The organism is Legionella sp. W05-934-2, assembly GCF_964199965.1.
Lineage (GTDB): Bacteria > Pseudomonadota > Gammaproteobacteria > Legionellales > Legionellaceae > JAFIFT01.
This window is the reverse complement of sequence record NZ_CAXMZT010000002.1, coordinates 347,191-361,162: the sequence shown is the minus strand read 5'-3', so window position 1 is coordinate 361,162 and position 13,972 is coordinate 347,191. Positions and strand designations below refer to the sequence as shown.

Genomic DNA, 13,972 nt, shown 5'->3' with positions numbered 1-13,972 from the left:
TGGATTACTTAGCCCCAACCCTCTCCCGCGAGGAACAACATAATATCACAATAAATCTTCTCGCGGGCGAGGGGGTTCTCTTTGGTTTTGCCAATTTTTCTTATTGAACAAAAATATATCAGGATTCCTCAGAGTGAAACGGAATTCGGGGGGCTCGAAGATTAATACCCGGATTGCGGCTGCGCCTGCATCTGGGCTACAATCGATCACCATGATTCAGAACACCCAGATTTTATAAATCCCAGATTAGCGAAACGGAATCCGGGAGCAACCCTCGGCATGATAGTATCGCATTTGTCCCCAATTGTATTTCCACCCCCCTTCCGATAGACTGATAACCTGCTTTTAGAAATTCACCCATTTCAAAGGATAAGGATCAATGGCAACGCTTTTTACTAAAATTATTCAGGGCGAAATACCTTGTTATAAAGTCGCTGAAACAGATAAGTTTCTTGCATTTTTAGATATCAACCCAAATAGTTTGGGTCACACATTATGCATCCCAAAGTGGGAGGTCAATCATTTGTTTGATATGGGTGATGAGGACTATCTCGGCTTAATGCAGTTTGCAAAAGGGGTCGCTAAGGGGTTGCGAGCAGTCATCGCCTGTGAACGGATTGGTATGGCAGTGGTTGGACTGGAAGTGCCTCATGTGCATGTGCATTTAATTCCACTTCACACCATGGCGGATATGCGGTTTGATAAAAAAGTATCACTGAGTAAAGAAGAATTTGAACAGACAGCCTCGAAATTAAATAAGGTGATAGTTGGTAAATCGTATGTTGCCTGACGTGATAAATAAGTCGCGAATAATCCTACCATTTTGAAGTTAATTGAGTATATACTTTTACAACCCTATTTTCATCAAAAGAAGAAATTGATAAGGAGATTGATATGAGTGGTGATAAAAATTGTCAGGTAATTGAGTGCGCTGGTGTTATATTATTGCGATTAAGCCTTGTAGTCGTCTTAGTCTGGATTGGGTTAATGAAATTTACTGCCTATGAAGCCCATGCGATTCATGGATTGGCCAGTAGCTCCCCATTAACCAGTTGGTTATATAGTTTGATGGATACACAAACGACGTCTAATGTCATCGGTGTCATTGAAGTGGTAACTGGCGCGCTGATTCTGTTGGGCATGTGGGTAAAATGGTTTGATATTATTGGTTGTGCAATGGCTATCATCACCTTTGCCTTAACCACCACCTATTTATTCACCGCACCCGGTTGGGAAGGATCATTAGGCGGATTTCCAGCGTTGTCCGTATTACCCGGCCAATTTCTATTGAAGGATATCGTCTTATTATCAGCGGCTATCTTCTTCTTTGGTCGCGCGTTAAATAAATAAATCAAATGAATTCAACGTCGCCCAATAGCTGGCTTTTGGGCGACCCACTGGTTACAATGAGTGGTTGTATGTTGACTCACACTGGATGCCATTATGAATAAGCTAACGACGCTTTTATTGTTAATTATGTGCCAATGCGTCGTCGCTTTGCCTATTCAAGGGACGATGGATGCCGTGAATATCGACTTTCCACCCAAGCAGCCAGTGGTGATCAAGAATAATAAAAGTTCACCGGTGCAATATATGTGTGAGATGCACGTCAACACATCCTCTGCATCCGACAATACTCTATTCATCAAACAATTAAATGGGGATAGTGTGGTCAATGGCACAACCCTGCCAAAAGGTCATACCTTATACCTAACTATCCGACCCTTGCAAACGCTTTCAATTATCGCCAATCAAGCTGCTAATATTCAGTTTACCAATTTGGGTGCGTATTTGATGCGTGGTAATTGTTACATATCTCCCTAGCATTCCTAATAACGTGCTTTGATGGTCTATAATTATACAACATGCCCCTTCGGATTAATCATGGATGTATGGATATGGAGTCTTTCCACTTAAAACGTGCTTTCATTCTAACTGCCTTGATAGTGTTTTGTTCGGCACATGTCTCCTTTGCAGCAAGCTCATTTTCAACTCAGAAATCCAATGCCATCGTTGTCTCAGATCCATGCCCGGTTGTATGGGATAAATTAAGTGATAAATATAAAAAGCCGATTCAAGTGAAGGGTGTATCCATCGATGTCAAGAAAGTTTTCATGACAAAATGCGGGGAATATCGCGACAAGCTAATTGAGCAGGCTAAGCAGCCAATTACCGATGCACAGGCCCAAGCAAAGCAGGGTTTGGATGCCGCAGTCGCAAATGCGCGAAACATGTTTTTAAGTTGGGTCGCTGAAAAATTTCGCGATAAAATCATACCCACACTCCCGCCAGACATTCAAGCAAACTATGATCCCAATTCGCCATTGATTCAAGCGAAAGCTCAGGCCTGGTTAAAACAACCCGGTCAGGAAATTTCCACCTATGTAAATGAATACATTCAAGTGCATGCGCCAAGTATTGCTCAATTAATTGCAGTATATAGCGACTTAACAGCGGGAGAATCAGCTCAAATTATCTCGGGGATGAAGGCGATTTTGCAAAAAGCACAAGACCGACTGCAGCGGTTTGTGCAAGCGAAAAAAGAAATTGAAGCGAATCCAGAAACGCCTTATACCGAGATACTGGAAAAATATGGATTTAGCGGGGCGTGGCTGGATAAATTCAAACAGTACGAAGGTCAAATTAATGCCTTGGATGCAGCCACCAATATGAAGGCGGTAGTCTTTACAACCGTTGAAGCCTTTCAAACAGATGACCCCAAAATTAAAATAGAAAAGATGTTCGATATCATGGATGCAATGAGTTCGGCTGCGTCGAACAGTCAAATACCCCTGGTTTCATTGATGGGAGACATCGTCAATAACATGGCGCAAGTGGCTAAAAAAATGTTGGCCGAGGTTCGCTCGTTAGGGGAGTTGCTGAAAAAAAGAGCCGCCTATTGTGAAGGAACGGGTGCGCCAGGCGACGATATGCGTTCCCGTATATTGGATAAACGGGGTATTTTGGCTTGCCCTCTTTCATATAGCACCTTACCCTGGCGCAATATCTATGAAACCATCGAGCCACAACAAGGACAGTTATTGTTTTGGGATGGAAGTCAATTTATCGATGGTCGTCCTGAAGGAGGCTTTAAAGAGGGTTTACAGCAAACCATGAAACTCATGACAGCAGCAAAAGCACTCGGCTATTCTGTTAACACTGGTGATATTCAATCCATTGCCAAAGTGTATAACACACCCGGTGGCATTCCGGCTTTAATGAAAGAAGGAAGCCACGTGATCGGCGATATTGCTAGTCAAGCTCAGCGATTGAAGCAGGCAATGGGGACAAAAGGTGTGTGTAGTCAGGCATCGATTATCCATCAAGTAGAAGCAATAACAGGGCTCAATTTGCAAGCATTTCTCAATGAGTTGGAAAGTGAAGGTCAATCTCGATTAATAACTACTTATGCGGCATCCTATGTAGCCAAACAGGGCGGGTTTGGCGATGTGGGCGGGCAACGCACCCAGGCTTATGAACGCTATAAAGCAATTCATGAAAAATTAAAGTCCGTGCAATTGATGATTATCGATGGAAGCGTTCGTAGCCAAACAAATCCACAAGGTGCCTGTCAAAAATGTGCCAAAGCCATCATTAATGCTAAGCCCGTCGGTGCGGTTGAAGTCAGGGGGTGCGAAGTTTGGCAAGCCAACGATGTGGGTAATTTTGTTATGCATTTGGTTGGGACGCAGCCAGCAGCAAAAGTGGCTTTGCAGGCCGTGGTGGAGGGAGCGCAAAGTGAAAAACAAACCATTCATTTACGTTCAGGCCCCCAATATGTTCGTCTTTTAGTGGACATTAAAGATAATCAAGAAGCCGAAGAGGCCGATAAAAAGAAAGAGGAGCCAAAAACAAAAGCCAAGGATCTCAATTTATGTGACTTGGCACAGCTTAATGTGGCAAAGGTGGATGAATCGTTATCGGCTGAACAAAAGCAGGTTGTGTTAGAGCGAATTCAACTCATTGAGAAAGCCCAGTCAACGTTAAACCCAGCTATTACGTCATTACCGCAATTAATCAATCAAATAGCAAACCATCAACAACTGATGGCACAATTATCGAACTGCCCTAAAATCCATTCCACCTTAACCGAATCGTGGCAACGTTTAGATGCTTTGCATCAAGCAATGAAGCAAGCAGAAAAAGGCAAGCAGGCTTGCCGAATTTCCCAAGTTGAACAAGCGCTAAATGCAATCAAACCCTTTGACCAACCAATTATGGAGCCGTTAAAGCAAACTCTACAACAGCGAATCAGCGTATTAGAGACGGCAAAGTCGGTTTATAAACAAGCTGATCAGGCATTTCGAGCTGGCGATCCAGATTCTTCCTTAGCCCATTTGCAGAAAGTGAAACAGGCATTAGTGTCAATCCAATGCCCCACCGATATCGTTGACAATGCCACTGCCTTGGTCAATGAGATGGCGAAAGCCAAAAGCAATCCAAATGCGGCGCAATCAAGTTGTAATTTATCAATTATTAAAACCGCGGTGCAAGCAATTGGCAACAAACCGGGCAATGAGGATTTAAAAATTGAGTTATTAACAAGACAAAAAGGAATGAATGCGTACCACCAAGGGGTGACAGACTTCAATCAAGGCAATCTTGATAAAGCAGAACAGCTATTCAATGAAGCGAAGCAAAAAATACGAACATCTTGTAAAAATTACCAGGGTGCAATCGATGATTATTTGAAACGAATCGCTCAGATTCGCACCACCAAAGCTCGGATAGAACAAGCGATTCGAGACTGTGACCTGGCTGTTTTAGGGGTTGCTAAATCAAAATTAGCCGGCAAGATCAATCCTTATTTACAATCATTAATTCCGCAAGTCAATTACGCCCTAACCAGCTGCGATGAGGGGGCTGCAAGGCAGAACTGTGTTCGCGATTACGGTGAAAATATCATCATTCAATCGGTTAATGGCAAATACACCTGCGCTTGTGCACCGGGTTATGTTTTGTCTATACAAACGAGTCGATGTGTCAAAAAGCAATCGACCATTGAGGAAGGTCATCCTCAATGTCGGAAAATCTATGGCGATGGCGCTTATGCTATTAAAGTCAATGAAGATGGGACATTCCAATGCCAATGCCGGTCAGGATATCACTGGCAAGATTCACCCAAACGCTGTGTGCTAACCAGCATCAAAGATGGCCATCGACAGTGTCGCAAAGAATATGGTCGAGGAGCCTATGCCGTCAGTATGAATGCGGATGGGTCTGCGAATTGTCAATGCAGCGGAGGCTATGTTTGGAATGATAGCCGCAATTACTGTCGTCGCATCACCAAAGCGGATGGTCATCGGATGTGTAAGCAACAATATGGGAACAATGCCTATGCCACGCAATATCTTGGCAATGGACGTTGGAATTGCTATATCCCACAAGTGCTCCAGTGTCCCAGTGGGTATTATTTGCTTGGTAATCGTTGTTATCCCAATATTCGCCTCAATCCGCCAGAAATTCCACAGGGTGGTTGTCCTCCTGGTTATCATCGTCCCCCTGGAGGAGGGGAGTGTCATCGTGGTTAGATACTAGCAATTGATGAGGTCTATCAAATTTGATATAATGGTGGTCCTTTCATAAAAAACGAGGTCTCGACGCCAATGCGAATTATCTCTCAATAAATCTTGGAGCGTTTTTAACGCGAGCGTAATTTATTGTTGAGGTGGTTTATGTCGATACTTTGTTCAGTTAATCAATTATCATTAATTTTTCCCGAAAAAGTCTGTTTTGAATCGTTTGATGCGTCGATTTATTCTGGGCAGCGGATTGCGTTAATTGGCGATAATGGTTCGGGTAAGTCAAGCTTATTAGAATTGTTAGCGGGTAAACGAGTCGTTGCCGATGGCGATATCTATTTCTATCAAGCTATCCAGATTGGCTATGTGGCACAAATCCCAGCCATGGCCGATGGATTAAGTGGGGCAGAGCGATTTCAGAAAGCCTTATCCGATGCCTTGTCCGATAACCCGGAGTTATTAATCCTGGATGAACCGACCAATCATCTTGACAGTAATAATCGAAAACAATTGCTCCAATTTTTACGTTATTATTCGGGCACCCTAATCATTGCGTCGCATGATCCGCAATTATTATCGATGATCCCTGATTGCTTTTGGTCAATTCAAGGTGGAAAAATTGAGCCATTTTATGGAAGTTATGATGATTTTGTTCGTGAAAAGGAGATGAAAATAACGCAACTCGGACATCAGTTAGCGAGTCTGCAACGCGATAAAAAAGCCATACATGGGCAACGTATGAAAGAACAAAATCGGGCTAAAAACGCCAAAGAAAAGGGTAAAAAATCGATTCAAAACCGTAAATGGCCGACCATTGTGTCGCATGCGAAAATGTACCGAGCAAATCAAACAGCAGGAAAAAGAAGTCAGCAAATTCATGATAAACGAGAAGAAATTATCACAAAAATTAGCGAGATAGATAGGCCAGAAATCATTGTGCCAACGTTTCATTTGCCGGCTGGATTTATGACCAAAAAATCAGTGGTTATGGTAAAAGATGGTGAGATTGGCTATGGTGATAGCATCATTGCGAATCAGATTAATATCCAGCTATTTGGCCAAGGACGTTTGGCGATTATTGGTGCTAATGGAAGTGGTAAGTCAACGCTGATTAAAGGAATCATGAATCAATCGGGTGTGCTAAAACGGGGGGAATGGCAGGGACCCAGCACGCAGGATATAGGCTATTTAGATCAGCACTATCAACAATTATCTCGACATGAAACGGTATTATCAACCCTTGAATTGGCAAGACCGGATTGGAGTCATGCCCAAATCCGATCTCACCTAAATGACTTTCTCTTTAAGTCCAATCCGGTTGTTAATCAGTCGGTGACAAGTTTGTCGGGCGGGGAAAAAGCACGATTATCGTTAGCAAAGATTGCCGCTAATCCACCCAAATTATTGATATTGGATGAAATGACAAATAACTTGGATCTCACCACCCGCAATCATGTGATCCAATGTTTGCAAAATTATCCAGGCCCCCTGATTGTGATTTCCCATGACGAGGATTTTCTTAAGCAGATAAATGTGACGGAGTATTATCTTATGTAGGGGTAAAGATAACTGAGCCGAGTCATGTTCACGGCCCCCTACGAGCGTGGTTGTTAATATCTAACTCAGTCGCTAAGCATCGTTGCGACATTCCTTCCAGGGTTGGCTTAAAAAAGCTACCGACAGGCAACTGTAAGAACTCAAACGAATCAAGCACTGCCGATGGCCCACCTTCCTTGCCTGCTTCCACGGCAGCGTTAAAGTAATGGATAATATTGTTTACCGTGAGCATTGGATTAAATAGGCCTGTCATCACCAGGGCATTGAGTAAAACCAGTGGTTTAAAATCTTGTTTATTGGTGATGGTTTCTTTGATGGGAAGGTCAAATTGAAACACAAATCCTTCGGTGATGGCCACGGCTGGGCCAGTGATGCTACCCAAAAAAGCGCCACCAGCTTTCTTTAATCGGGATATCTTTCCCTGCGTCAAAGTTATGTCCTTATAACGTTGTCTTCTTCTCTAGCATAATCAAATGGTTGCTGTTTGAGTAGCTTTTGCAGGGTATTTTTACTTCAATTACAAAAACTCGGGATAAAAGTGAATTTTGTAGCGGACAAAAAACGAAGAACGAATACGATTATCATGATTATTCCTTAGCTTGACGGCTATGGGCTCGGGCACAGGCACGTTTTAGATATGAGTTTTTGACCGATACACTAAAAAGAAATTATCGCTTGATCTGTTAATATTTTGTTAATCCAATTAAGCTATAATTCCATCCATATAAAAGCCTTATTTTTATTCAATTTGAAAAGAAGATATTAACATGACAAAAGCGCAAGATATTTTTACCACCCGAGATCAAGAAGATAGTCGAAAGTTTGAAACTTGGTATCATAATGATGATGTGCAATGGTTGGTTTGGCAACATTATCAACAACTCCCTGAGTCTATCGAGGAAGTGATGCTTCCTCCTTATGTATTTTTTGATGGGGAATTTAGCCATAAGCTTGAAGATTTAATGTGGGAATGTAGTAATCAATTGCTAAACTCAGAGGCAACCTTTTTTCCAATCATTTTTAAACCAGAATTGGGTTCTGCCCATTACATGTCGGCAATTTTGCGGAAAAATCCCGATAATGATGAGACGTGCACAATGTTTTTATTCAATCCGACTGGTTTTTCCAATGAAAAACTAACACCGGAAGACTATGCGAAAGCAAGATTAGGCTTAGAGGAAAAAAATAAGATAGGTGGAATGGACTTGGTTATTTGTCATCAAGTTGCTCAGAAAGAAAAATTTGAGAAAGAAACGGCCTCAGGACACACATTAGTCTCTTGTGGCCCGATGAGTGTGGCATTCATTCAATATGCCATGAGTCACCCTGAATGGGTCGAAAAATTAGATACGAAGAATTTTGTGCTACCTCCGGAACTAGAAGCCTTTGCCAAACTAGACGATAAAGAGCAATACCGACAGGCAGTGGCGAAATTACGTGCTAAGCATTATGGTCAACTTTCTGATATCAATGATGATGATTATACCGAAGAAGAAGCAGCTAATTTTTTTGCACCGATTACTGCCGGACTTCTTGAAGTGATGGGCACTCAAGACCAATCTCACGTTGAAACACATTCGCTTGATTTCGATGAATATCTTGAACAGCAAGACGAACAGAAAGGCACAACGCCCGTGATAACGGAAGAAGATAGTCATGGTTCTTCCCAAAAAAGCAATTTAGGTAGCACAAGCTTGACACAAGAGCCTCAAAAAGACACGCAAAGTTCGACACCCGTGCCACAAAGCGATATCCCATCTTCAAATCAACAGGTTGGCGAAGAAGCAAAAAGTCCTTTAAAATCGGATGAGTCAGATCAAGAAGAACAATCAAAAGCTTATCGATTAGCGTTAGTTGCTTTTGAAACGCATCTTAAAGAACTCCAAAAAGTCACTGATTCACTGAAGAAAAAAGGAGCAGTTAGCGAGGCTGCTTATAATCCGGCTTATATGAATGTTGCTGAAAAGGTCAAGCAGTTTCATCAAAAGCTTGAACAAGCTAAAACGACCTTTGAAAAGAATTTGACCCAAGATGGTTTACAACAATTTAAGCAAGAATGTACCGATGCAATCACTGGGGCTCGGGATGAATTCGCCAAACACCGTGGCGTTTGGCATAATCTTCATCCGATCATCAAAGGCATTATCGGCGTTTTAGCCACCATCACCGTGATTCCTGCAGTGTTAGTAGCGATTTCAAAACAAGGCTATGTCGATACTTTCTTCCGCACGCCTAAAACAAAATCGGCGGAAGCATTGGATACTTTCGAAGAAAATCTGGATAATACTGTTTATCCGAAAAAGTAATTGATGGGTGGGTCCTTAAGGATAGACGATTTATTTAATTAATAGGCTAATCTGCAAACGCCTGCGCACAGAAGGATGTCCCGGAACGTTCCTGAGTTTTGAGATATCATCGAAAATTAGTCGTTGCGAGCATTTATACAGGTCCTGAAAAACGTCCCGAACTAACTTCGCCGTCGCTGCGAGCAGCGCGAAGCAGTCTAGAAGACCGATGCGTTAAAATTAGAGTGATGTGGTCAAATAGATCTTACCACGTCAGAGATCGATCTGGATTGCTTCGCTTATGCTCGCAACGACGGCACCTTTGTCCTGTAAAAAATCTCAGATGCGCTCAGGGACAACTTCGGTACGTCAGTGCTTAAGAGCTGCCCTCGCCTCGACAATTCACTATGATTATTCTTCCTCCGTGTGTATAATAAGCCCATGTTGATTTAAACGTTTCAATAGTGGCCATATTATTAATCATCTTAGCCATGCTTATTTTCAATGGTTTAGCTATTTTCATGATGCTAAACTACCATCGGCAAGCCAAATCTACTGGCCTTTCTTGGTCTGAGTTAAAAAAACTAACCGTTAGCGGCATTATTGCTTTCTTTGCCGATACCATCGGCATGGGTAGTTTTGCCGTGAATATCTTTTTAGCCAAAACGCTCAATACGTTTGAAGATGCTGAGTTTCCAGCCATGACAAACCTAGCGCAAGTCATCCCCGGTTTGATTGAGGCCTTATTTTTTCTAACGTTGTTCCAAGTTGATATGCTGACCTTACTCACCTTGGTTTTAGCAACGTGCATTGGTGGAGTTCTTGGCGGTTTGACAATGACCCGATTAAATAAACAACCTTTGTGCATTGCCATGATGGCCGCTTTTATGGTGATAATCGTTTTGCTGTTGCTAGCTCAATTTGATTGCTTACCCATGGATGGCTCGTTAACCACATTGCGAGGTTTGAAATTATTTTTTGGGTTTGTTGGCTTAGTCATAGCGGGCTCGTTAACGGCTGCCGGGGTCGGTTTATTCGTGATGGTGCAAGCGGTGTTATTTATGCTAAATATGTCACCCATCGTTGCTTTTCCAATTATGACCATAGCCGGCGCTATGCAGCAGCCGCTAACTGCGATGATATTCCTTAAACAACCCAATTTACCCATGGCAAAAATAGGCTGGCTAAGCCTCGTTGGTTGCTTGGGCGTATTTTTGGGATTAGGGGTTGTAAGCCATTTAAATACGGCATGGCTTCGTTGGTTATTGTTGATAATTGTTAGTTATAATTTTGTCGCTGTTAGCCGAACAGTATTCGACCGGCGAAAATTTAATGCCAATAGCGTGACACAAATGAGTGAGGCGTGACTTGCCTTTTAATCATCATGAAAACTTTACATATCAATGATAATGCATTAGGGTTATTCACGCTAAACACATTGACTCCTATCATGGCGTTTTCTGATTTTAAGAGATTACCAAGGTGTTGTTATGGGATTAGATTTAAGAAAGTCACCATTTAAGCGCAATCGTAACCGCGAAAAAAATGTCGGGGATATATTTAATAAGGCGTCTACCAGCCTAAATTCGGTGATGTCGTTTGCCGTCACCCTCTTTTTTACCCCAGCATTAATGGCCTCTAGTTTGTTTTCTCATGAAATTATCCTGATGTTGGCAAACATATCCTTGTGTTTGGGTAACATAACAAATTTCGGATATCGCATTTATCAGAACGACGTTGGCAAGGTCGAAATAATCGTTACCTTATTATTTTTGGCGGCCTTTATTGCAGGGTCCTATTTCTTATTTCCCACCATTATTTCGACATCAACTCTGCTCGGGGCTTTGGCATTAACGAATCAACTTTCAGTGGGTGTGAACTTATTTTTCCTATTAAGAAACAAAATCATTCCACCAATTTTAGGCGTGTTTAGAAATATCGCTAAGAACCTTGGGTTTGAAATGCGCGATCAATATTATCGATACAAGCCATTGGATTCTGAAGAAGATGAGAGTGTTGTAAATGCCTTGTTTCTAAAGCATTTTAATCATAGTTTATATGAGGGGGCTGTCGAAGATGATTTAAAAAAGCTGAACCAATTGCTGCAAATTCTCACGGAATATATCAACGACTATGATGAAAACATGTTTGGTGATATTAACTACAAAAAATCGGTCTCGGCTATCGAAGGGCACATCGCTAAACTGACATTGGAAGGAAACGCAGACTCAAGTTATGGGTTTATCCGACAGAAAATGGCGTATAAGCAAACTAAAATAAAGCGCTTAGAGAAAGCAAAATCCGAGTTAGATAAATCAGAAAATCATGATTGGCAACATTTTTCTAAGTTCTTTAAAGGCATATACCAATCAACCTATGAGCAAGAACGGGATAATTATCATCAAAAGGCGTCGCAACTATTTGATAAAGAAATCGAACGCCAACAAACTAAGATAAATCGTTTATCAAGTTGTTTACCTTAAACATTCATTTATGAATAACAAGGATAGAGTTATGGCAACACAATGCATGCGGTATCGAGTGTATGGAAAAGTGCAAGGGGTTTGGTATAGAGACTCTACTGTCAAACAGGCCATGCAAATCGGCGGTTTGACCGGGTGGGTTCGTAATCGGTCAGATGGCAGCGTTGAAGTGTTGGCGATGGGAGAAGAGCAACAGCTTGAAGCACTCTGGCAATGGCTTCATAAAGGCCCCGCATTGGCGAAGGTTGAGTCTGTCCACCAAGAAAAAGTAGAGCCCGAGCCCTTGACGGATTTTGCGATTCGTTATGACGAGGGTTGATTTCATATTATATACTTTGTACCGGATAAAACCTCATATCTAATACTTGCCCGAGCCCGAGCCCGTATTAGTTCCTTTTTTTTGTCCGGTACAAAGGCAATATTCAAACGATCAATTACCGCTTAAGAAAACCTTAATGTGGATTCTATAAAATACACTCCTTGATTTAAAATAAATCTATTGGTGTTGTTTTTAAAATAATCAATGCCTTTAATCTATTCACTTATCAAAGCAATGACGTCAAACCTCGTGAGAATGATATGCCCAGCAAAAAAGAGTCCCTTAAAGGAAAGCGCAAGACGAAACAGCCGAAGTGGTTAAACGATTTTCAAACCTCCGGCACGGCCGGGAAGTTATCCATATTTCAGCCTGAAAAAAAGAAAATTAAGTCTTATTCTCTCAAAGAGAAACGACAACTATTAAAAAATTTAAACATTAAAGGGATGCGTCCCGAAGATTATCTTATCTCACCATTAGACCAATCGGAGCTCGTTGAAGTAAAGCCAATTCATCTCTTGAATCAAATTGAAGGGAAAGGGCTTTTTGCCAAGCAACCCATTGAAGAGGGAACGTGTGTTGCTGAATATACGGGTGAGGAATATCCTTCAGCGAAGGAATTTAGCCAATACTTAGACAGCAGCGATGAGGCTAACAACCATTATGCGATGAGGGTTGGAATAAGGATTGTTGATGCCCAGTTTAAAGGTAACTTTACTCGATTTATCAACTATTCCGATACAAATGATAATGTGGTGTTTGTTGAAGCGACCTCCAAGGGTCGAAAAATAGTCAAAGTGATGACGACCCAGAGTATGAATGAGGGGGAACAATTTTTAGTTGATTATAATGCCTATGATGAAAGAGCTTCAAAAGAGTATTTATTTTTAAACCCAGAAGATAATGATGAGTCAATGACCCAGTTTTTACAAAATCACCAGCAGCACTATCAGTTAGCCTCAGTGCCTAAATCAAAGCCCTGCTTAGCCCTCTATCAAGGGGAAATGCTGATGATGACGCCTCTAATCCAAGCCATGTTGAGTGGTAAAACACTAGCGTTCCATTGGTTAGAGACCCAAAGCGCATTACCAGCGGTATTAGTCAATGAAATGAATCAACCCTTTGATAATCGCGAAAAAGACACGCTCATGCCTTTAATGATTGCCGCAGCGATGGGCAAAACAAAGTATATCCAACAACTATTAGATCATGGCGCGCGGGTTGATAGGCAACAGAACCATTCCGGTAAGACGGCATTATTATTTGCTTTGTTCAATAAGCGGGTGAATGCTGTGGTGCAACTCATCCAAGCAGGGGCTAATTGCTTAGTCCACGACAGAAAGGATAATACAGCGTTACACCATGCCATCGATCTACTCAATGCGAAGCAGTTCAAACAAGTGTTTGATGCCTTTTTAAAACAAACTGATGATCGGGTGAGGGCTTATAATTTTATTAATCAAGACGATGAAGATATTGTTTCTTTTTGCATTCGACAGGGGAAATTTGAGCACCTTCGCATTCTTTTAGAAGCCTACCCCGATTATTTTGAAGATAGCTTGACTCGTGGAACTAAATGCGATCGAAAAAGTAACTTTGCAATCATCCAACAAGCCATCGACAACCTATCCGATCCAGATGACTTGGGAAAATTATTGGAAATCTCAGAACATTTCCAACAGTTTATCAATGATAGGTACATGTTTCAAATTCAATAACACTGGCAAGAAATACTTGAACATTGGCTTTAATTAAGATTTAATGGAGACGCACTGAAGGGAATGAACGTTCCTTGATCTGCGGTGAAAA

11 protein-coding genes are annotated in these 13,972 nt (G+C 41.7%); 10 read left to right on the top strand and 1 reads right to left on the bottom strand.

The features are described from left to right. The first annotated feature begins 379 nt into the window (after positions 1-379). The 5 genes from AB3348_RS03625 (at position 380) to AB3348_RS03605 (ending at position 7,079) form a co-directional block, all read left to right on the top strand. Positions 380-790, top strand: a complete 411-nt coding sequence (locus AB3348_RS03625) for an HIT family protein (protein ID WP_367606188.1) — start codon at positions 380-382, stop codon at positions 788-790. A 104-nt stretch (positions 791-894) separates the two neighbouring features. Further along, on the top strand, positions 895-1,350 hold the full coding sequence (locus tag AB3348_RS03620; RefSeq protein ID WP_367606187.1) for a YkgB family protein: 456 nt from the start codon (positions 895-897) through the stop codon (positions 1,348-1,350). A 93-nt stretch (positions 1,351-1,443) separates the two neighbouring features. Beyond that, entirely contained in the window at positions 1,444-1,824 is a 381-nt protein-coding gene (locus tag AB3348_RS03615; protein ID WP_367606186.1) for a hypothetical protein, read from the top strand. A 74-nt stretch (positions 1,825-1,898) separates the two neighbouring features. Further along, positions 1,899-5,531 carry a hypothetical protein gene (locus AB3348_RS03610; protein WP_367606185.1) on the top strand — a complete coding sequence of 1,211 codons (3,633 nt, stop codon included), beginning with the start codon at positions 1,899-1,901 and terminating at the stop codon, positions 5,529-5,531. Positions 5,532-5,675: 144 nt separating this feature from the next. Beyond that, on the top strand, positions 5,676-7,079 hold the full coding sequence (locus tag AB3348_RS03605; protein WP_367606184.1) for an ATP-binding cassette domain-containing protein: 1,404 nt from the start codon (positions 5,676-5,678) through the stop codon (positions 7,077-7,079). 28 nt (positions 7,080-7,107) lie between these two features. Here the strand turns inward: AB3348_RS03605 and AB3348_RS03600 are convergent, their stop codons facing one another. Further along, complete coding sequence (locus AB3348_RS03600; RefSeq protein ID WP_367606183.1) at positions 7,108-7,509, bottom strand: hypothetical protein; 402 nt, start codon at positions 7,507-7,509, stop codon at positions 7,108-7,110. A gap of 337 nt (positions 7,510-7,846) precedes the next feature. Here AB3348_RS03600 and AB3348_RS03595 point away from each other — a divergent pair, with 337 nt between their 5' ends. From AB3348_RS03595 to AB3348_RS03575, 5 genes are all read left to right on the top strand, one after another. Then, positions 7,847-9,385 (top strand): hypothetical protein, encoded by a 1,539-nt coding sequence (locus AB3348_RS03595; RefSeq protein ID WP_367606182.1) that lies wholly within the window; start codon positions 7,847-7,849, stop codon positions 9,383-9,385. Between the two features lie 500 nt (positions 9,386-9,885). After that, positions 9,886-10,731 (top strand): sulfite exporter TauE/SafE family protein, encoded by an 846-nt coding sequence (locus AB3348_RS03590; protein ID WP_367606181.1) that lies wholly within the window; start codon positions 9,886-9,888, stop codon positions 10,729-10,731. A 123-nt stretch (positions 10,732-10,854) separates the two neighbouring features. Beyond that, complete coding sequence (locus AB3348_RS03585) at positions 10,855-11,847, top strand: hypothetical protein (protein WP_367606180.1); 993 nt, start codon at positions 10,855-10,857, stop codon at positions 11,845-11,847. 31 nt (positions 11,848-11,878) lie between these two features. Continuing rightward, positions 11,879-12,166, top strand: coding sequence for an acylphosphatase (yccX, locus tag AB3348_RS03580; RefSeq protein ID WP_367606178.1), 288 nt, complete (start codon positions 11,879-11,881; stop codon positions 12,164-12,166). A gap of 260 nt (positions 12,167-12,426) precedes the next feature. Then, positions 12,427-13,881, top strand: coding sequence for an ankyrin repeat domain-containing protein (locus AB3348_RS03575; RefSeq protein ID WP_367606177.1), 1,455 nt, complete (start codon positions 12,427-12,429; stop codon positions 13,879-13,881). The last annotated feature ends 91 nt before the right edge of the window (positions 13,882-13,972 follow it).